Genomic DNA, 20,437 nt, shown 5'->3' on the forward strand with positions numbered 1-20,437 from the left:
CGGACACCTTGAGGTGGTTGGCGTCGGTGTACATGCGCATGACCGCTTCCTTGACCTGCTCGGGCGAGGCCGCCAGCGAGATCGCGTTGCCTTGCGACTTGCTCATCTTGGCCTTGCCGTCGACCCCGGGCAGCCTGCCAAAGCGCGGGATCAGCGCGGCGGCTTCCGGTAGCACTTCGCGGCCAACCTGATGGTTGATGCGGCGCGCGATCTCGTTGGTCTGCTCGATCAGGGGCGCCTGGTCCTCGCCGACGGGCACCACGGTGGCCTTGAAGCCAGTGATGTCGGCAGCTTGCGAGGCCGGGTAGCACAGGAAGCCCGCCGGGATGTCACGGCCGAAGCCGCGCGCCTGGATCTCCTCCTTGATGGTCGGGTTGCGCTCGAGCCGGGCCACCGTGACGAAGTTCAGGTACATCAGGGTGAGTTCGGCGAGCGCCGGCAGGTGTGACTGCACCGTGATGGTGGTCTTGGCCGGGTCGATGCCGACCGCGAGGTAGTCGAGCGCCACCTCCAGCACGTTGCGCCGCACCTTGTCCGGGTCGTGCGCGTTGTCGGTCATGGCCTGGGTGTCGGCCAGCAACAGGTATTGCTTGTGGGTGTCCTGCAGCGCCACGCGGCTCTTGAGCGAGCCGACGTAATGGCCAAGGTGAAGCTGGCCGGTGGGGCGGTCGCCGGTGAGGATGACCTTGCGCTGAGGCGCCTGCGTTTCGCTAGTCATGGCATTTCCTTCGGTAAGAGAAGCGCCGCGGGGCCGGTCAGCGCAGGCAGATTGCTGCCAACCGGGAAGCGGCGGCTGGAGTCGGGATCAGGGGATGACGACGTGCCGCTGCGTTCAGCAGCGCCACCAATGGGAACGGAAGCCGGCCGCGCGCATCATGCAGCCGGGGTTTCAAGCTGGCGCGCCAGGCCGACGTACTCGGCCACGGGGACTTCCTCGGCGCGGCGAGCCAGGTCGAAGCCCAGCGCTTCAAAGTCGACCTGGTCGCGCAGCATCGACAGCGTATTGCGCAGGACCTTGCGCCGCTGCGAGAACGCCGCGGCCACCACGTCGCCCAGCACCGTCAGGTTGCATGCGGGATATGGCGAGCGCAACTGGCCGTCGGGCTGCCGCGGCCAGGGGATCATGCGCACCACGGCGGAGTCGACCTTGGGCGGCGGGTTGAACGAGGCCGGCGGCACGTCGAGCACATGCTCCATGTGATAGCGGACCTGCAGCATGATCGACAGCCGGCCAAAGGCCTTGCTGCCGGGCTCGGCCACCATGCGCTCGACCACTTCCTTTTGCAGCATGAAGTGCTGGTCGCGCACCTGGTCGGCAAACTCGGCCAGGTGGAACAGCAGCGGGCTGGAGATGTTGTACGGCAAGTTGCCAACGATGCGCAGGGGCTTGCCAGCTTCGCACAGCTTGCCGAAATCGAAGGCCAGCGCGTCGCCGGCGTGGATCACCAGCCGTTCGCCGTAGCGGCGGCGCAGGCGCTCCACCAGGTCGCGGTCAAGCTCGACCACCTGCATCTGCGGCAGGCGCTCCAGCAGCGGCTGCGTGAGCGCGCCGAGACCGGGGCCGATTTCGACCAGGGTGTCGCCGTGCTGCGGGTCGATGGCACTGACGATGCCGTGGATGATGCCGTCATCGACCAGGAAGTTCTGCCCGAATCGTTTGCGGGCCACATGGCCCTGGTGTACGTTGGAACGCATAGTTAGGTCTCGCTCGGGCGTCAGCGTGTTGCCGCCAGCGGCGCGGCGCGCGGCCGGCCGTTGGCGTGGCCAGCCATGGCGATGGCGTTGCGGATCGCCTCGATCATGCTGCCATGCTCGGCCTGGCCACTTGCGGCCAGGTCAAGCGCAGTGCCATGGTCGACCGAGGTGCGGATAAAGGGCAGCCCCAGCGTGATGTTCACGCCGTGGCCAAAGGTGCCGTACTTGAGCGGGGCCAGGCCCTGGTCGTGGTACATCGCCAGCACGCAGTCGGCCCCATCGAGGTGGCGGGGCTGGAACAGCGTGTCGGCCGGGTATGGGCCGCGCGCGTCGATGCCCGCGTCCACGGCATGGGCCAGCGCGGGGATGATCACATCGATCTCCTCGTGGCCCATGTGCCCGCTTTCGCCGGCATGAGGATTCAGGCCGGTGACCAGGATGCGCGGCCGGGCAATGCCGAAATGCCGGCGCAGGTCGTGGTCGACGATGGCCAGTGTTTCTTCCAGCATGGACACGGTGAGCGCGTCGGGCACCGCGCGCAGCGGCAGGTGAGTGGTGGCCAGCGCCACGCGCAGCATGGCGTTGGCATGCGCGGGCTGGGGGCCCGCGAGCATCATCACCACGCGCGGCACGCCGGCGCGTTCGGCCAGGTATTCGGTGTGCCCGGTGAAGGGCACGCCGGCATCGTTGATGGTGCTCTTCTGCACGGGCGCGGTCACCATGCCGGCAAAGCGCCGCGCGCCGTTCGTGCCCGCCATGCAGCCATCGATGGCCGCATCGAGCAAGGCGAGCACATAGCCGCCGTTGCGCGCGTCCAGCCGGCCAGCATCGCAAGGCACCGCCAGAGGGATGTCGTCGCACACCACGCTGCCATCCGCCAGCCGGTGTGCCCAGGCTTGCGCGACACCCAGCGCGGCGGCGCGCGCGGCCAGCAGGCGCGCGTCGCCCAGCACATGGAAACGCACCTGAGGATGCTCGCCGGCAAGTTGCAGCAAGGCGCCGACGGTAATGTCGGGACCAATGCCGGCGGGTTCCCCGGTGGTGATGGCTAGCGCGAGCGGCTCGGACATGTTGGCGATGCGTTCTGGTTAGCGCTGGCGGTTGACGCGGTATTCCACGTAGGCCGCCTGGCGCAACTGGCGCTGCCAGTCTTCATATGCCGCGCGTATCTTCTGCTCGCGAAGCTCCGCGCGGGCAAAGTCGCGCTGCTTCTCCGGCGTGATCTCGGTCTCGCGACGGTTGAGCACCTGGATCAGGTGCACGCCGAACTGCGTGACGACAGGCTCCGACACCTCGCCCGGGCGCAGGCGGCTCATGGCCTGCTCGAACTCCGGCACCAGCTCGCCCGGCGATACCCAGCCGAGATCGCCACCGTTCTGCGCCGAGCCGTCCTGCGAGAAGCGCTTGGCCGCGTCGGCAAAGTCGCCGCCGTGGGTGATCCGTTCGCGCAGCGTGGCCAGCTGGCGGCGCGCCTCGGCCTCCGGCATGTTGGGGCCGGTGCGGATCAGGATATGGCGCACCTGGGTCTGCGTGATGTGATCGCTGGCCGCCGGGTTCGACGCTGCCGCCGGCGCGGTGCGCTTGGCCACCAGCTTGAGCACATGGAAACCGTTGGCGCTCTCGATGACCTGGGGCGCCACGCCGCCAGGCTGCAGGTCAAGCACGGCATTGGCAAACAGTGCCGGCAGCCGGCCGATCTCGCGGAAACCGAGCGAGCCGCCCTGGGCCGCCTCGGGTCCGTCGGAGCCCTGTGCCAACTGGGCGAAATCCGCGCCTCCCTGGGCCTGCTTGAGCAGGCCCTCGGCCTTGGCGCGCAAGGTGGCCTTCTGTGCCTCGGAGGCATCCTCCGGCACGCGCACCAGGATCTGGGCCACGTTGTATTCGGTGGGGCCGCTGGCGGCGGCGCCCTGGCCGCCACGCGCGGCGAGATAATTGTCGATCTCGCCGTCATAGATCTGGACCTTGGAGTCCACTTCGCGCTCGCGCAGGCGGATCACCTGGACCTGCTTGCGCAGCTCGTCGCGGTACTTGGTCCAGGTCATGCCGCTGCGCTCGACCTGGCTGCGCAGGTCGGTCGCGCTCAGGTGATTTTGCTGCGCCACCGACTCAACGGCGCGGTCGACTTCCTGGTCGGTCACCTTGATGCCGGCATCCTGCGCGGCCTGCGTCTGCACGCGCTCCATCACCAGCCGCTCGAGCACTTCGCCCAACAGGTCGGCGTCGCGCCGGCACGGCCGGTTGGCCTGGCGCAGCTGCGATTCGATCTCATCGGCGCGATCCAGCAACTCGCGCCGTGTAATCACGCTGTTGTTGACGATCGCCACCACCTCGTCCACCAGTTGCGAGCGCTGGGCGCTGGTGCCCGGCTGCGTCACGCCCAGGCGCGGCTGGCTGGGCGAGGCGGCAGCGCTACCGCCGGCCTGGGGCATGAAGATGCCGGTAGCCTTCTGCCCGGGCGCCTTCAGCTGCGCCGAAGCGGGCAGCGCAAAGCCGGCCAGCAGTGCGCTCAGCAGCAGGCTTTGCCAGCCGGTCAGGCGGGACGACATCGAGGGGCGCGCGTTGAATTCTTGACGTTTCATCATGGTCCGTCATTCATAGTGGTCGAGCTGGGATGGGATAACAGGCTTGGCGAGGACGGGCTCATAACCCGGCACGTTCAGCCGCAGCACATCCAGCGGATTGGAACCGATCTTGGACAACCCGCGGAACTCCACCTGGAAGAAGATACGCCCGGTGTAGCCCTGCGTGGTATTGCGGAAGCGCTGGTAGACCACACGGCCAACCCAGCAATCCGCCGCGTATTCGAAGCCGGCCAGCGCGTCAACCAGCTGGCTCGCGCTCAGGTCGAACGCGACCCGGCCGATGCCATAGGTGCGCTGCGTCAGCGGCCACTGGCTCGAAATCTCGAACTGGTCGATGGCGGTATTGTCCGTCACCGAGGTTGGGCGCCGGTAGCGATAGCCGATATTCAACGTCTTGCGCTGCTCCGGCCGCCACGAGAAGGCGATATTCGAGTAGATCACCCGATCGCTGTCCGGGTTGTACTGCACGCCAGCGTCGAGGTAATAGCCCTTGAACATCTGGATGGTCGTTGCCGCCAGCAGGTCGGAATAGCCTGACTTGGCCGGATCGGTACCATTGAGCTGTACGCGCTGGCCGGTAAGGTCGAAGCGCTGCGCGATCGTGCCGCGGAAACGCTCGATACCGCTGGCCGCTTCGATTAGGCGAGTGGTCACGCCGGCCGTTACTTTGTTGTTGTCGGCAATACGGTCGTAGCCGGTGAACGGGTTCTCGCTGAATATCTGCCCGTAGCCGAAGTCCGACTGCACTGTATCGAACAGTGGGAACTGGCTCTGGTCGCGGAACGGCGTGTAGACGTAGAACAGGCGCGGTTCCAGAGTCTGCACGTAATTGACGCCGAACAGCCGGCTCACGGTCGGCGCCTCGCGCTCGAACGTCATGCCCGAATCCACGCTCATGGTTGGCAGGGCCCGGTTCAGCGTGTTGGGCGTGCCCGCAGTGTTGGTGGACGACTCCATCTGATACTGCGTGGCATTAAACGTTACCTTGGGCGTGACGAACCAGCCTGGCCGGATGATCGGATAGCTGATCGAGGGCTGGATGAAAACACGTTCGCCCTGCGGCTGTTGCGTACCTGTCGTGCTCAGTGGAATGCGGAAGCGCGTGTAGTCAGCTTCTACCTGGATATCGAAGCCGCCCAGGTCATAGCGCGTGTACTTGCCGTTGAGCTGAGGCACACGCTCATACGAAGGCTGGCTGGGCGCGAGTGTCTGGAATTTCTGCACCCGTGCCAACAGGGCAAAATCCTGCCAGTTGTAGGTGACGCCGCCTTCCTGCGTGTACTGGCGCAACGTCGCCTGTGTCACCGAGCGGGTCAGGTCGTCGGGATACTGGCCGTCCGACACCTTGTTCAGGTTGACGTACGCATTCAGTCCCGTGGCAATGTTCTGGACATGCTGGATCGAGTACGCCCAGCGGTTGGTCTTGGTCTTCTGGTCGTCCGGAAGGAATTCGCCGCGGATACGCCCGGAATAACCGGTACCGATATAGCGGTAGTCGGTGCCAAGCTGCACCCCGCGCGAGCTAAGCACGCGGGGGAAGATCGTCAGGTCCCGGTTGGGCGCGATATTGAAGTAGTACGGGACCGTGAGGTCCATGCCCGAGCGCGAGCTGTAGCCGAACAGCGGCGGCAGCACCCCGCTGCGGCGCTCGCTGTTCAAGGGGAAGCTGAACACCGGTGCCGCCATGATCGGTACGTCGAAGAAGCGCAGCACGCTTCCATAGGCGGTACCCACCTGGCGGTCACTGTCGATTTCCAGTTCGCGCGCGCTGAAATACCAGTCCGCGTTGTCCGGAGAACAGGTCGTGTAGGTGGCACGCTTGATCGTGCTCAGGTTCTTGTCGATGAAATCGATGCGCTCGGCCTTGCCTGAGCCGCCGGTCTGCTGGAAATAGTAGTCCGGCGACAGCATGTAGCCTTCGTTGGCCTCGACCCGCAGCCGGGCTTCCGGCCCGACCGAGAGCGAGCCGTCGCGGGCGACGCGGGCGTTGCCATGGACAAAAGCCTCGTCGCTGTCCTGGTCGTAGGTGAGCTTGTCGCCCTTGACCACGCCGCCATCGCGGCGCAGCTCGGCGTTGCCCTCGAGCTCCACGCCACGCTGGTTGTAGCCGGTCATGCGGTCGCCGGAGACAAAGGTGGGCGGGTTGTCGTCCGGCTCGGCCGTCTTGGTCTTGGCCGTGCCCGGTTCGGCCAGGCGCGGCACCAGTTCGCCGGCTACCGGCGGGGCCTCGGGCGCCACCTCGACGGTCGGCTCGGCCACCGGCAGGTCGGGAATGGTGGAGCTCACGGCCTGCGCGTGCGCGCCCACCGACCAGCCGGCCATGGCCAACACGAGCGGGCGCAACGCGCTGCCGGGGAGTCGTGCCGGTGTCTTGCTAGCCTTCTGGTTCGGTGATCGTCGTTGTTCGGTCATGCGAGCGGGTCATGAGTCAGAGCGGCGGCGGCGGCCCAGCAACCGCCAGCCACCGCCGAAGCAGGCTGTCGGGCCGTGGGAGGCCCGCCTGGGAGCCGCCCCGGGACCCGGGTCTGGTCGGGTATTATACGGGGCATCCTATTCTCCCTTTCCGGCATGGCAGCACATCCTCTCGACCCGCGTCTCGATCAGCTCAAAGTCTGGGTGTCCAGACTCGGTCCGGCCTGGTCCGTTGACCCCGATTCCTGCGCCCCGGCATCGGCCGATGCCAGCTTCCGGCGCTACTTCCGGGCCAGCACCAGCCACCCCGACCATCCGAGCGTGATCGTGATGGATGCGCCGCCCGCGCAGGAGGACTGCCGCCCCTTCATCCATGTGGCGGAACTGTTCGGCGCCGCTGGCGTGACCGTGCCCAAGGTACTGGCGCAGGACCTCGAACAAGGCTTCCTGCTGCTGAGCGACCTGGGCAACACCACGTATCTGTCCCGGCTGGACGCCGCCAGCGCGCGCGGCCTCTATGGCGATGCCAGCGCCGCGCTCGTGAAGATCCAGCTCGCGACTCGCCCCGGCACCTTGCCCGCCTACGACCGCGCGCTGCTGCAGCGCGAAGTCGACCTGTTCCCGCAGTGGTACGTGGCCCGGCACCTGGGCGTATCCCTTACGCCGGACCAGGAATCCGGACTGGCCGACGTCATGCAAACGCTGCTGGCCAACAACCTGGCCCAGCCGCAGGTCTATGTGCATCGCGACTATCACTCGCGCAACCTGATGGTGCTTGAGGGCGAGGCAAATCCCGGCATCCTGGATTTCCAGGACGCGGTGATCGGCCCCATCACCTATGACGCGGTGTCGCTATGGCGCGATGCCTATATTGAATGGGACGAGCAGGAGCAGCTCGACTGGCTGATCCGCTACTGGGAGCGCGCGCGCAAGGCCGGGCTGCCGGTGGCGCCCGATTTTGGCGATTTCTACCGGGATTTCGAGTGGATGGGCCTGCAGCGCCACCTCAAGGTACTCGGCATCTTTGCCCGCCTGTACCATCGCGACGGCAAGGATGGCTACCTGACCAACCTGCCGCTGGTGCTCAAGTACGCCCGCCAGGTGGCAGGCCGCTACATCGAGCTGCGCAGGCTGGTACGCCTGTTCGACGCCCTCGATGGCGTCGAACGCCCGGTCGGCTACACGTTCTGATGCCGGCGCAAGCCATGCCGGGCGCACAACCATGACATCCGGCGGCAAACCCACGGCGACCACTCGAGGCGTCGAGTGGTGGGCCGGCGTGCGGGCGCTGGCACCGATGCTGCTCGGCGTGGCCCCGTTCGGCCTGATCTACGGCGTGCTGGCGGTGAACGCCGGCATGCCCGCGTGGCTGGCCTGTGCCATGAGCGCGATCGTGTTCGGCGGCGCTTCGCAGATGATACTGACGCAGTTGTGGGCGGCTGGCACGCCAGCGGTGCTGATTGCCGTGACGGTCGCGATGGTCAATCTGCGCCATGCGCTGTATTCGGCCACCATGGCCCCGGCGCTGGCGCACCTGCCGGGCCGCTGGAAGACGCTCATCTCCTACCTGCTGACCGACGAGGCCTTCGCCGCCATGACGCGGCGCCTTAGCGACGACGACGAACACAAGCGCTACCGCCACTGGTTCTTCTTTGGCGCCGGCTTCGCGCTGTGGGCAAGCTGGCAGGTCTCGACGCTGGCGGGCGTGCTGGTGGGCGCCCAGATCCCGCGCGACTGGCCGCTCGATTTCTTCCTGCCGCTCACCTTCATCGCCATCATCGTGCCCGGCATCAAGCGCCGCTCGCACGCCGCGGCGGCGCTGGTGGCCACGGCGCTGGCGGTGGCCTGCTACGGCATGCCGCACAAGCTCGGCCTGATGGTCGCGGCGCTGGGCGGGATTGCCGCGGGCATGCTGCTGCTGGGCAAGGACCGCAGGCAGCGCAAGCCGGCCGCGACGGAGCCTGCCGCATGAGCCAGCTGACCCTGCTGCTGGTGTTTATCGGCGCCGGCTTCGCCACGTTCCTGATCCGCCTGTCCTTCATTGCCGTGGAAGGCCGGGTGCGGCTGCCGTCGTGGTTCCGCACCGCGCTGCAGTTCGTGCCGGCCGCCATGCTGTCGGCGTTGATCGCGCCTGACCTGCTGATGCGCGATGGCCAGGTCGACATCGGTCCCGGCAACGCGCGCCTGATAGCCGGCCTGGTGGCCATTGTCATCGCCGCCAGGACGCGCAGCATCGGCTGGACCATCGCCGGCGGCATGGGCACCCTGATCGCGCTGACATACCTGCTGAACCACGCGTTGAAATAAGCGCCGGAGGCCCTGCATTGAAAGCCATGATTTTTGCAGCCGGGCGCGGCGAGCGCATGCGCCCGCTGACCGATGCCCACCCCAAGCCGCTGCTGCCGGTGGGCGGCAAGCCGCTGATCGTCTGGAAGATCGAAGCGCTGGCGCGCGCCGGCTTCAAGGACATTGTGATCAACCACGCCTGGCTCGGCGAGCAGATCGAGCAGGCGCTCGGTGATGGCAACCGCTTCGGCGTGCGCCTGGCGTACTCGGCCGAGCCCAGCGCGCTGGAAACCGCCGGCGGCATCGCCCAGGCGCTGCCGCTGCTGTCGGCCGCGCCCGAGCGCGGCGAGATCTTCCTGGCGGTATCCGGCGACATCTTCACCGACTACGACTTCCGCGCCCTGCTGCCCCGCGCGCGCGCCATGGCCGGTGCGCCCGAGCCGCGCATGCACCTGGTGATGGTGCCCAATCCGCCATTCCATCCGGGCGGCGATTTTGCGCTCGGTGCCGACGGCCTGGTGTTGCCCGCGCCCACGGCGACGGCGCCGAGCCTGACCTTCGGCAATATCGGCCTGTACGACACCCGGCTATTCACCGCCATCGAGCCCGGCCAGAAAGTTGCCATGACGCCTTATTACCGCGCCGCGGTGGCAGCCGGGCTGGCCAGCGGCGAGCGCTTCGACGGCGCCTGGGAGAATGTCGGCACGCCGGCCCAGCTGGCGGCCCTCGATGCCGCGGTGCGGGCCCGGGCCGGCACCGCTTGCGCACCCCTGTCCTGAGCGATCCCGCCGGTGCAGGCCCGCGCCGGCAATCCGGCGGCGTTAGAATCGCCTTATTCCCCATCCACGTGGCCCAACACATGTCCGCACCCGACTCCGCCCTCCTTCTCGCCTGTCGCGACCGGCGCGCCCGCGTGCTGCAGCAATTGCGCGCCGCCGGCGGCGGCGTGGCAATCCTGCCCACCGCGCCGGAAGCCATGCGCAACCGCGATAGCGACTATCCCTATCGCCACGACAGCTATTTCTACTACCTGACCGGCTTCACCGAGCCGGAATCGGTGCTGGTCCTGGTGGCGCAGGCGTGCGGCGCCGAGCGCAGCATCCTGTTCTGCCGCCCCAAGCACGAAGAGCGCGAGATCTGGGATGGTTTCCGCTATGGCCCGGAAGGCGCGCAGGCGGCCTTTGGCTTCGACGAAGCGCATTCGGTCGAGGAGATCGACGCCCTGCTGCCGTCGCTGCTGGCCAACCACGCCGTGGTGGCCTATCCACTGGCCGCCAACACCCGTACCGACATGCAGGTGCGGCGCTGGCTCGAAACGGTGCGCATGCAAGGCCGCGCCGGCGTGACCGCGCCATCGGCGGCGCTCGACATCCGCACCATCCTCGACGAAATGCGCCTGTTCAAGGACGCCGGCGAGATCGCCACCATGCGCCGCGCCGCCGAGATCTCGGCCCAGGCCCATGTGCGTGCCATGCGCACGTCGCGCGAGGGGCTGCGCGAGTACCACCTGGAAGCCGAGCTGCTCTACGAATTCCGCCGCCATGGCGCGCAAAGCGTCGCCTATAACTCGATCGTCGCCACCGGCCCCAATGCTTGCGTGCTGCATTACCGCGCCGGCCCCGCCGAGCTGCGCAATGGCGACCTGTGCCTGATCGACGCCGGCTGCGAGCTCGATGGCTACGCGTCCGACATCACCCGCACCTTCCCCGTTTCCGGCCGCTTCTCGCCGGCCCAGCGCGAGCTCTATGACCTGGTGGTGGCCGCGCAAGATGCCGCCATCGCCGAGACCCGTCCCGGCGTGCCCTACAACGTGCCGCACGACGCCGCCACGCGCGTGCTGGCGCAGGGCATGCTCGATACCGGCCTGCTCGACCGTAACCGCTGCGGCAGCCTGGACGACGTGCTCGCCAGCGGCAGCTACCGCCAGTTCTACATGCACCGCACCGGCCACTGGCTGGGCATGGACGTGCATGACGTGGGCGAATACCGCGTGCCCGGCGCGGCGCCCACCGAAGGCGAGCGCGCCTGGCGCCCGCTTGAGCCCGGCATGGTGCTGACGGTGGAGCCCGGCATCTACGTGCGCCCGGCACCGGAAGTACCGGAGCGCTTCTGGCATATCGGCATCCGCATTGAGGACGATGCGGTTGTCACTGATGGCGCCTGCGAACTGATGACGCGCGGCGCCCCGGTCAAGGCGGACGAAATCGAGGCGCTGATGCGCGACGCGGGAGCTGCGCGATGATCAACTGGCTACGCAAGATACTTCCGGCTGGCGAGCGTGCACCGGCCAGCCGCGCGCGCTCCGTGGATCTCGCGCAACCGTTCGTGATCAACCTCTATGACGACCGCCTGGTGGTACATCGCCCCGATGGCCAGCGCGAAGAGCTTGAATGGGATGTGATCGAGCGCGTGGTGGTGCGGGTCTCGAACCGCGAGCCGTGGGCGCCTGGCTGATCCTGGTGGGAGACCCCGACGCCGATGGCGCGCCCCGGGGCTGCGTGGTGCCGCTCGATGCGGCCAATCATGCTGCACTGGTGGAACGCCTGCAGGCATTTCCCGGCTTCAACCAGCAGAAGCTGGACAACGCCCTGAGCGACGCGGCGGCGGGCAAGCACCGCACCGACGCCAATTGCTGGAAGCGCGGCGCGCAGCCGGCGCAGTCCGGCGCCATGGGCAATACGAACAACGACAGCAACCCGTTCGCCCAGCCAGGCAGCGCACATGAACCCGGCAAGCACTGAAGTCCCTGCGGACACGGATATCGCCATCGTTGGCGCTGGGCCGGTAGGCCTCGCGCTGGCCTGCCTCCTGCTGCGCAAGAGCCCGTGGCGGCTGACCCTGATCGACGCCGCCACGCCGGCGCGCGCGTCCCGCGATCCACGCGCCATCGCGCTGTCCTACGGCAGCCGCCAGCTGCTCGAGCAGATCGGCGCGTGGCCCCGCGCCGTCACGCCGATCGAGCATATCCATGTGTCGCAACGCGCTCGCTTCGGCCACGTCAAGCTGCACAGCCACGACTACGACGTACCCGCCCTGGGTTATGTGGTGCGCTACGGCGAGCTGTGCGAGGCGCTCGAGCGCGCGCTGGCCCAGGCCATCCAGGCCTGCCCCGCCGCAGATGGCGAGCGCCTGGCACGGGTCTACGAGACACGCATCGATCACCTGGAGCAATCCGGTCCGGAAACTGCGGGCCTGGTCCGCCTGAGCGGCCATGCGCATGACCGGCAGCCTGCCGCCCTCAGCGCGCGCCTGGCGGTGCAGGCCGAAGGCGGCCTGTTCCACCAGCAGACCACCCGTGCGGAGCGTGGCGTGCAGGCGCGCAAATACCGGCGCGACTATGGCCAAACCGCGATCGTGGCCCACGTGGCCTGCTCGCGCCCGCAGCCTGGCTGGGCCTGGGAGCGCTTTACCGAGGAAGGGCCGCTGGCGCTGCTACCCCATGAGGAGCACGGCACGCCCGGCTACGCCCTGGTCTGGTGCTGCCAGCCGGACCAGGCGGCGCGCCGGCTCGCGCTGCCCGAAGGGGAGTTCCTCGCCGAACTGGAACAAGCGTTCGGCCCGCGCATGGGCCGCTTCACCGGCATCGGCAAGCGCCATGCCTTCCCGCTCGGGCTGAATGCGGCGCCCGTTACCGTGCACGGCCGCGTGGTGGCGGTCGGCAATGCGGCGCAAACGCTGCATCCGGTAGCCGGCCAGGGCCTCAACCTGGGCCTGCGCGACGCCTTTGCCCTGGCGCTCGCGCTGCGCGCCGACTGCGGCCCGCAAGCCTTGCAGGCGTTTGCGGCGCAACAAAAGCTGGATCGGGCCGTCACCATCGGCGTGACCGACCTGCTGCCGCGCGTGTTTGGCGTGTCCTACCCGCTCGCTGCCCACGCGCGCGGCGCATCGCTGGCCGCACTTGCCTGCCTGGGACCGCTCAAGGACACGCTGGCGCGCCAGATGATGTACGGCATGCGCCGCTAAAGGCTGCCAAGGGCCGCCGGAGGCCGTGCCGTGAACATTGTTTGCAATTCGGCCCGGTGCAATATTTGCTCAAATCTTGAGCAACCCGGGCCGTTTGGCGGTAAAATCCCGCCCTCACACATGCCCACGGAATAACGCCGAGCACTGTTTCGGCAGGGCATGCCATTTTCATTTTTGTCTAGTTGCGGGCCGCCTTGCGGCCCCTCGTCAGTCGCTACATTCGCTATCGTGCAAATCGGACCGCACCAACTCCGCAACAACCTGTTCGTCGCGCCCATGGCCGGTGTGACGGATCGGCCATTCCGCCAGCTGTGCAAACGGCTGGGGGCGGGCTATGCGGTGTCCGAAATGGTCGCCTCCAACGCGCAGCTGTGGAAGAGCGAAAAAACCATGCGGCGCGCCAACCACACCGGCGAAGTCGAGCCCATCGCGGTGCAGATCGCCGGCGCCGAGCCGGCCATGATGGCAGAGGCCGCGCGCCATAACGTCGAGCGCGGCGCGCAGATCATCGACATCAACATGGGCTGCCCGGCCAAGAAGGTGTGCAATGTGGCCGCCGGCTCGGCGCTGCTGCAAAACGAGCCGCTGGTGGTGCGCATCGTCCAGGCGGTGGTCGCCGCCGTGGCCGAGGTCGATCCGCGCGTGCCCGTCACGCTCAAGATCCGCACCGGCTGGGACCGCCAGAACCGCAATGCGCTTCGCATCGCGCGCATGGTGGAAGATGCCGGCATCAGCATGCTCACCGTGCACGGGCGCACGCGAGCCGACCTGTACAAGGGCGAAGCCGAGTACGAGACCATTGCCGCGGTCAAGGCAGCGCTCTCCATCCCGGTGGTCGCCAATGGCGACGTCACCACGCCGCAAAAGGCCAAGCATGTGCTGGCCGTGACCGGCGCCGACGCCATCATGATCGGCCGCGCGGCGCAGGGCCGGCCCTGGCTGTTCCGCGAGATCGAGCACTATCTCGCCACGGGCGAGCTCCTGCCGTCGCCGGAAGTGGCCGAGATCCGCGCCATCATGAACGCGCACCTCGAAGACCACTACGACTTCTACGGCGAGTTCACCGGCGTGCGCACCGCGCGCAAGCACATTGCGTGGTACACGCGCGGCCTGGCCGGCGCCAACCTGTTCCGCCACCGCATGAACACGTTGGACAGCACCACGGCCCAGCTCGCCGCGGTCAACGAGTTCTTCGATGAGCAGGCGCTGTTGTCCGAGCGCCTGGTCTATGTCGAGGACGGCGCGGATGGCACGGATGATGCCGGCGACGCCACCGACGAGAAACGCAACAAGTCGAACAACAACAATAACGGGGAGTTGCTTGCCGCATGAGCCGCAACGCTATCGACCAATGCATCCGGGACAGCCTGGGTGCCTACTTTCGCGACCTGGACGGTGAAGAGCCGTCGAATATGTACAACATGGTGCTCGAAGCCGTGGAACGGCCGCTGCTGGAAGCAGTGATGGCGCGCGCCGAGCGCAACCAGTCGCTCGCGGCCGCCTACCTGGGCATCAATCGCAATACGCTGCGCAAGAAGTTGCAGCAGCACGGTTTACTTTGAAGCGTCTCCCCATAGCCATGATCAAGCAAGCCCTCCTCTCCGTATCCGACAAGACCGGCATCGTCGAATTTGCCCGCGAGCTCAACGCGCTCGGCGTCGCGCTGCTCTCCACCGGCGGCACCGCCAAGCTGCTCGCCGAAGCCGGCCTGCCAGTCACGGAGGTGGCCGACTACACCGGTTTCCCCGAAATGCTCGACGGCCGCGTCAAGACCCTGCATCCCAAGGTCCACGGCGGCATCCTGGCCCGCCGCGACCTGCCCGAGCACATGGCGGCGCTCGCCGAGCACAACATCCCCACCATCGACCTGCTGGTCGTGAACCTGTACCCGTTCCAGCAAACCGTGGCCAAGGATGACTGCTCCCTGCCGGACGCCATCGAGAACATCGACATCGGCGGCCCCACCATGCTGCGCTCGGCTGCCAAGAACCACCGTGACGTCACCGTCGTGGTGGACCCGGCCGACTACGCGCCGGTGCTGGAAGAAATGCGCGCCAACGCCAACAGCGTTGGCTACGACACCAACTTCCGCCTGGCCACCAAGGTGTTCGCCCACACCGCGCAGTATGACGGCGCCATCGCAGACGCTGAACCTGGCCTTCGAGAAGGTTCAGGAAATGCGCTACGGCGAGAACCCGCACCAGTCGGCCGCCTTCTACCGCGACCTGAAGGCCTCCGACGGCGCGCTGGCCAACTACACGCAGTTGCAGGGCAAGGAGCTGTCATACAACAACATCGCCGACGCCGATGCAGCGTGGGAATGCGTCAAGACCTTCGGCGCGACCGCCGGTGCGGCCTGCGTGATCATCAAGCACGCCAACCCGTGCGGTGTGGCAATCGGCGCCAATGCGTTGGAAGCCTACGAAAAAGCGCTCAAGACCGACTCGACCTCGGCCTTCGGCGGCATCATCGCCTTCAACGTCGAGCTGGACGAAGCCGCCGCGCAAGCCGTGGCCAAGCAGTTCGTCGAAGTACTGATCGCCCCATCCTTCAGCGCCGGCGCGCGCGCCGTGTTTGCTGCCAAGCAGAACGTGCGCTTGCTGGAAATCCCGCTGGGCAACGGCCTCAATCCGTATGACTTCAAGCGCGTCGGCGGCGGCCTGCTGGTGCAAGGCCCCGACGCCAGGAACGTCCAGCGGGACGAACTGCGGGTGGTGACCAAGCGCCAGCCCACGCCCAAGGAAATGGACGACCTGATGTTCGCCTGGCGCGTGGCCAAGTTCGTCAAGTCGAATGCCATTGTGTTCTGTGGCGGCGGCATGACGCTAGGCGTGGGCGCCGGCCAGATGAGCCGCGTGGACTCGGCACGCATCGCCAGCATCAAGGCGCAGAACGCCGGCCTCACGCTGGCAGGCTCGGCCGTGGCCTCGGATGCATTCTTCCCGTTCCGCGACGGCCTGGACGTCGTGGTGGATGCAGGTGCCACCTGTGTCATCCAGCCGGGCGGCTCGATGCGCGACGACGAAGTGATCGCCGCGGCCGACGAGCGCAATATCGCGATGGTCCTGACCGGCGTTCGTCACTTCCGCCATTGAGATCCGGGCCTGGTCCGTGCGGTTGCAGCGGCCTTGGCAAACGAACTCATCGCGGCATCGCAAGCGCCCACCCTCTCCCGCAAGCGGGAGAGGGGAGCAAAGCGGCAGGAGAGCTGAAGCATCGATTCGGTTCGGCTGTGATTCCCGCCCCCAGGCGGCAATCACCCAAGCGCGATGCGAAGCGAGCCGTCAAGGTGTGCCAAGGCCGTATTGGGCGCCTCGGGATTCGGCGAAAAGAGCGGAAAAGAGGGACCCATGTTTGAGTATCGCCTTAAGGCGATGCGAGTTTGGGTCCCGGCCGCTCTTTTCGTCGAATCCCGAGGGGGTGTCGCCCCATCCGGCGCGCCCTCTTTGCCTACTTTCTTGGCAAGACAAGAAAGTAGGTCGCCGCCCCGCAGGGGTGGTGAAACTGCAGTTGCTTTTGACATTAGGCCGTTGCAGTCGAAGTAGCAGCAGCAGTAGCAGCAGTAGCAGTAGCAGTCACCCCTACCCTCCCAACGTTACAATCCCCCATCACCCATTAAAAGCCGAGCCCGACCCTCATGCGTATCCTCGGCATCGACCCCGGCCTCCGTACCACCGGCTTCGGCGTGCTGGAGAAGCACGGCAACAAGCTAACCTACATCGCCTCCGGCACCATCAAGAGCGACGGCGATAGTGGCCTGCCGGCACGGCTGAAGACCCTCTTCGAAGGCATCAGCGAAGTCACCCGCACTTACGCGCCCGATTGCGCCGCAATCGAGAAGGTATTCGTCAACGTCAATCCGCAATCCACGCTGCTGCTGGGCCAGGCCCGCGGCGCGGCGATCTGCGGGCTGGTCACGCATGGCCTGCCGGTGTTCGAGTACACGGCACTGCAATTGAAGGTGGCGGTGGTCGGCTACGGTCGCGCCAACAAGGAGCAGGTGCAGGAAATGGTCATGCGCCTGCTGAGCCTGACCGGACGCCCCAGTGCCGACGCAGCCGACGCGCTGGGCATGGCAATCTGCCATGCCAACGGCAGCAATACGCTCACCGCCCTGACCGGGCTGGCCCCGGACCTGGTCCGCAAGGGCATGCGGGTACGGCGCGGGCGCCTGATCGGCTGAGCGAGCCCCGGGCGGCTGAGCGATTCAGCGCCCGCCTGCACCGTCAAGTCTTTTACAATCGAGCGATCGCCCGTCAAAGGATGCCGCATGCTTCGCTCGTTCCGCACCTTGAGTCCCCCCCGCGCCAACCGCCTGCCGGCCCTGCTGTCCGCGCTGGCCGCCGCGGTCCTCGCCGGCTGCGCCGCGTCGCCTCCCGTTGCCACCGCGCCGGCAGCCCCTGCCCCTAGCCCTGCGCCCGCCGCCCCCAAGGCGCTGGTGATCGGGCATCGCGGCGCCAGCGCGCTGCGCCCCGAGCACACGCTGGCGTCCTACCAGCGCGCCATCGACGACGGCGCCGACGTGGTGGAACCCGACCTGGTCATGACGCGCGACGGGGTGCTGGTCGCCCGGCACGAGAACGAGATCGGCACCACGACCAATGTGGCGGAGCTGCCCCGCTTTGCCAGCCGCAAGCGCGTCAAGGTGATCGACGGCGAGCGCCTGGATGGCTGGTTCACCGAAGACTTCACGCTGGCCGAGCTCAAGACGCTGCGCGCGCGCGAGCGCATCCCGCAGGTGCGCAAGGCCAATACCCAGTACAACGACAGGTTCGAGATCCCCACCTTCGACGAAATCATCGAGCTGGTGGCCAAGGCATCGCAAAGCAGCGGGCGCGTGATCGGCCTGTATCCGGAAACCAAGCATCCGAGCTATTTCCGCGGCATCGGGCTGCCGCTGGAGGAGAAGCTGGTGGCCACCCTGCAAGCCCATGCGTACACCCGCAGCGCGCCGGTGTTCGTGCAGTCCTTCGAGACCGGCAACCTGCGCGAACTGCATCAGCGCCTGGCCCAGGGCATGCCCAATGTAAAGCTGGTCCAGTTGATGGGCGGGGCGAAGAACCGGCCGGCCGACTGGCGCCTGGCCGGCGACACGCGCACCTTCGCCGACATGATGACGCCGATCGGCCTGCGCGAAGTGGCCAGCTACGCTAACGGCATCGGCCCGGAAAAGTCCAACGTGGTGCCCCGCGATGCCAACGGCAACCTCGGCACGCCGACCGCGCTGGTGCGCAACGCGCACGCAGCCGGCTTGCTGGTCCATCCCTACACCTTCCGGCCCGAGAACACCTTCCTGCCGCGCAACCTGCGCACCGGCGGCGACGATGCCACGCGCAGCCCCGGCGGCATGGTGCGCGAGGTGCAGGCATTCCTCGCCGCCGGCATCGACGGCTTCTTCACCGACGATCCCGCGCTGGGACGCCAGGCGGTGGACACGCTGCGACAGTAAGCCACTAAACCACCAAGCCACCCAGCCATTGGGCCGGTAAGCAGTAGCCAGTAGCCGGTAGCCCGGCATCGCCCATACGCCGTGCGCTGGGCTACACTGGCGGCCTTCGCGATGGCGGGCCTCCTGCGCGGCGCCCGCCATCGCACTCCCCTCCCATCCCGGCGCGCGCGCCGTAATTCGCTGCAGACACCACACCATGATCGGACGCATCGCCGGCACCCTCATCGAGAAGAACCCCCCGCACCTGCTGGTCGATTGCCACGGCGTCGGCTACGAGATCGACGTGCCGATGAGCACCTTCTACAACCTGCCCGCGGTCGGCCATCCCGTCACCTTGCTGACCCAGCAGATCGTGCGCGAGGATGCGCACCTGCTGTATGGCTTCGGCAGCGCCACCGAGCGCAACACCTTCCGCGAGCTGATCAAGATCACCGGCATCGGTGCGCGCATGGCGCTGGCAGTGCTCTCGGGCATGTCGGTCAGCGAGCTGGCGCAGGCCATCACGCTGCAAGAAGCCGGGCGCCTGACGCGCGTGCCGGGCATCGGCAAGAAGACCGCCGAGCGCCTGCTGCTCGAGCTCAAGGGCAAGCTGGGCGCCGAGCTTGGGGCCGCGCCCGGCAGCACGCCGGTGCACGACAATGCCGTCGACATCCTCAATGCGTTGCTCGCGCTTGGCTATTCGGAGAAAGAGGCGGCGCTGGCCATCAAGCCGGTGCCGGCCGGCACCGGCGTGTCTGACGGCATCAAGATGGCGCTGAAGTCCCTGTCCAAGGGCTGAGCAAGCCGGAAGGGCTACAATCCAGGCACTCTGCCCGCCTCAGTCACATGATCGAAACCGACAAGCTAGCCACCGAGCGGGGCGCTGATCGCGTCATCGCCCCCACCGCCGTCTCCCCCAACGAGGAGGCCTTCGAGCGAGCGCTGCGCCCCAAGCTGCTCGACGAATACGTTGGCCAGGAGAAAGTGCGCGGCCAGCTCGACATCTTCATGCACGCCGCGCGCAACCGGCGCGAAGCGCTCGATCACGTGCTGCTGTTCGGGCCGCCGGGACTGGGCAAGACGACGCTGGCGCACATCATCGCCCGCGAGATGGGCGTCAACCTGCGCCAGACCTCCGGCCCGGTACTGGAGCGCCCGGGCGACCTGGCCGCGCTGCTGACCAACCTGGAAGCCAACGACGTCCTGTTCATCGACGAGATCCACCGCCTCTCGCCCGTGGTCGAAGAAATCCTGTATCCGGCGCTGGAGGACTACCAGATCGACATCATGATCGGCGAAGGCCCGGCCGCGCGCTCGGTCAAGCTGGACCTGCAGCCCTTCACGCTGGTCGGCGCCACCACGCGCGCCGGCATGCTGACCAACCCGCTGCGCGACCGCTTTGGCATCGTGGCGCGGCTGGAATTCTATACAGCCGAGGAGCTGTCGCGCATCGTCACGCGCTCCGCGCAATTGCTGGGTGCCCGCATCGACCCGCTGGGCGCGCTGGAAATCGCCCGCCGCGCGCGCGGCACGCCACGGATCGCCAACCGGCTGCTGCGCCGCGTGCGCGACTTTGCGGAGGTAAAAAGCGACGGTAACATCACTCGCGCGATTGCCGACGCTGCGCTCGCCATGCTCGACGTGGACGCGGTCGGCTTCGACCTGATGGACCGCAAGCTGCTGGAAGCGATCCTGCTCAAGTTCAGTGGCGGCCCGGTGGGCGTGGATAACCTGGCCGCTGCCATCGGCGAGGAGCGCGACACCATCGAGGACGTGCTCGAACCCTTCCTGATCCAGCAGGGCTACCTGCAGCGCACGCCGCGGGGCCGCATGGCCACGCCCGCCGCCTACCGGCACTTCGGGCTGGCAGCGCCCGGCGAGAGCAGCGACCCGGCCCCGGTCTGAGCGGCGTCGAAACCCGCATTAAGTAGTTTCGAGGCCCGCAGACAATTCTTTTGTCGTGCATTGCTGGCCGCCTCCTCCTTGTCCACAATGACTTAGCCCCGACCGCCAAGGCAAGGCGACAACAGAAGGCAGATGCCCGACGGCCGGCTAACTGACCTAGACAGGA

17 protein-coding genes and 2 pseudogenes are annotated in these 20,437 nt (G+C 67.3%); 14 read left to right on the forward strand and 5 right to left on the reverse strand.

Translation table 11 applies throughout. The annotated features are described in order from the left end of the window. From trpS to OR16_RS02505, 5 genes are all read right to left on the reverse strand, one after another. Positions 1-718 (reverse strand): tryptophan--tRNA ligase (gene trpS / locus OR16_RS02485; RefSeq protein WP_006156384.1); only part of this gene is annotated, 718 nt, incomplete at its 3' end. Between the two features lie 155 nt (positions 719-873). Further along, on the reverse strand, positions 874-1,695 hold the full coding sequence (gene rsmA / locus OR16_RS02490; RefSeq protein ID WP_006156385.1) for a 16S rRNA (adenine(1518)-N(6)/adenine(1519)-N(6))-dimethyltransferase RsmA: 822 nt from the start codon (positions 1,693-1,695) through the stop codon (positions 874-876). A 20-nt stretch (positions 1,696-1,715) separates the two neighbouring features. Next, positions 1,716-2,765 carry a 4-hydroxythreonine-4-phosphate dehydrogenase PdxA gene (pdxA, locus tag OR16_RS02495; RefSeq protein ID WP_006156386.1) on the reverse strand — a complete coding sequence of 350 codons (1,050 nt, stop codon included), beginning with the start codon at positions 2,763-2,765 and terminating at the stop codon, positions 1,716-1,718. Between the two features lie 18 nt (positions 2,766-2,783). After that, the gene (locus tag OR16_RS02500) at positions 2,784-4,274 is read right to left on the reverse strand and encodes a peptidylprolyl isomerase (protein WP_043418178.1); all 1,491 of its coding nucleotides are present in this window, start codon (positions 4,272-4,274) and stop codon (positions 2,784-2,786) included. Between the two features lie 9 nt (positions 4,275-4,283). After that, the gene (locus OR16_RS02505; protein ID WP_043418153.1) at positions 4,284-6,689 is read right to left on the reverse strand and encodes an LPS-assembly protein LptD; all 2,406 of its coding nucleotides are present in this window, start codon (positions 6,687-6,689) and stop codon (positions 4,284-4,286) included. A 156-nt stretch (positions 6,690-6,845) separates the two neighbouring features. Here OR16_RS02505 and OR16_RS02510 point away from each other — a divergent pair, with 156 nt between their 5' ends. From OR16_RS02510 to ruvB, 14 genes and pseudogenes are all read left to right on the forward strand, one after another. Further along, positions 6,846-7,880, forward strand: coding sequence for an aminoglycoside phosphotransferase family protein (locus tag OR16_RS02510; RefSeq protein WP_006156389.1), 1,035 nt, complete (start codon positions 6,846-6,848; stop codon positions 7,878-7,880). Positions 7,881-7,911: 31 nt separating this feature from the next. Continuing rightward, a complete protein-coding gene (locus OR16_RS02515; RefSeq protein WP_043418155.1) occupies positions 7,912-8,661 on the forward strand; it encodes an AzlC family ABC transporter permease in 750 nt (249 codons plus the stop codon). Further along, on the forward strand, positions 8,658-8,996 hold the full coding sequence (locus OR16_RS02520) for an AzlD domain-containing protein (RefSeq protein ID WP_006156391.1): 339 nt from the start codon (positions 8,658-8,660) through the stop codon (positions 8,994-8,996). Before OR16_RS02515 ends, OR16_RS02520 begins: the two co-directional genes overlap by 4 nt. Before the next feature lie 17 nt (positions 8,997-9,013). Beyond that, positions 9,014-9,754 (forward strand): N-acetylmuramate alpha-1-phosphate uridylyltransferase MurU, encoded by a 741-nt coding sequence (murU, locus tag OR16_RS02525; protein WP_006156392.1) that lies wholly within the window; start codon positions 9,014-9,016, stop codon positions 9,752-9,754. A gap of 80 nt (positions 9,755-9,834) precedes the next feature. Continuing rightward, entirely contained in the window at positions 9,835-11,217 is a 1,383-nt protein-coding gene (locus OR16_RS02530; RefSeq protein WP_043418157.1) for an aminopeptidase P N-terminal domain-containing protein, read from the forward strand. Next, positions 11,214-11,716, forward strand: a pseudogene (locus tag OR16_RS02535) (hypothetical protein). The gene OR16_RS02530 and the pseudogene OR16_RS02535 overlap by 4 nt, the downstream one beginning before the upstream one ends. Then, entirely contained in the window at positions 11,697-12,938 is a 1,242-nt protein-coding gene (locus tag OR16_RS02540) for a UbiH/UbiF/VisC/COQ6 family ubiquinone biosynthesis hydroxylase (RefSeq protein WP_006156394.1), read from the forward strand. The pseudogene OR16_RS02535 and the gene OR16_RS02540 overlap by 20 nt, the downstream one beginning before the upstream one ends. A gap of 228 nt (positions 12,939-13,166) precedes the next feature. Then, positions 13,167-14,270 (forward strand): tRNA dihydrouridine synthase DusB, encoded by a 1,104-nt coding sequence (gene dusB, locus OR16_RS02545; protein WP_006156395.1) that lies wholly within the window; start codon positions 13,167-13,169, stop codon positions 14,268-14,270. Beyond that, a complete protein-coding gene (locus OR16_RS02550; RefSeq protein ID WP_006156396.1) occupies positions 14,267-14,500 on the forward strand; it encodes a Fis family transcriptional regulator in 234 nt (77 codons plus the stop codon). Before dusB ends, OR16_RS02550 begins: the two co-directional genes overlap by 4 nt. A gap of 17 nt (positions 14,501-14,517) precedes the next feature. Beyond that, positions 14,518-16,033 (forward strand): annotated as a pseudogene (purH, locus tag OR16_RS02555) (bifunctional phosphoribosylaminoimidazolecarboxamide formyltransferase/IMP cyclohydrolase). 542 nt (positions 16,034-16,575) lie between these two features. After that, the gene (gene ruvC / locus OR16_RS02560) at positions 16,576-17,121 is read left to right on the forward strand and encodes a crossover junction endodeoxyribonuclease RuvC (RefSeq protein ID WP_006156397.1); all 546 of its coding nucleotides are present in this window, start codon (positions 16,576-16,578) and stop codon (positions 17,119-17,121) included. An 87-nt stretch (positions 17,122-17,208) separates the two neighbouring features. Continuing rightward, positions 17,209-18,387 (forward strand): glycerophosphodiester phosphodiesterase, encoded by a 1,179-nt coding sequence (locus OR16_RS02565; protein ID WP_006156398.1) that lies wholly within the window; start codon positions 17,209-17,211, stop codon positions 18,385-18,387. Positions 18,388-18,583: 196 nt separating this feature from the next. Continuing rightward, on the forward strand, positions 18,584-19,165 hold the full coding sequence (gene ruvA, locus OR16_RS02570) for a Holliday junction branch migration protein RuvA (protein ID WP_006156399.1): 582 nt from the start codon (positions 18,584-18,586) through the stop codon (positions 19,163-19,165). A gap of 47 nt (positions 19,166-19,212) precedes the next feature. Continuing rightward, the gene (gene ruvB / locus OR16_RS02575; protein WP_006156400.1) at positions 19,213-20,271 is read left to right on the forward strand and encodes a Holliday junction branch migration DNA helicase RuvB; all 1,059 of its coding nucleotides are present in this window, start codon (positions 19,213-19,215) and stop codon (positions 20,269-20,271) included. Positions 20,272-20,437: the final 166 nt, after the last annotated feature.

The sequence above is a fragment of the Cupriavidus basilensis OR16 genome, from assembly GCF_000243095.1.
GTDB lineage: Bacteria > Pseudomonadota > Gammaproteobacteria > Burkholderiales > Burkholderiaceae > Cupriavidus > Cupriavidus basilensis_D.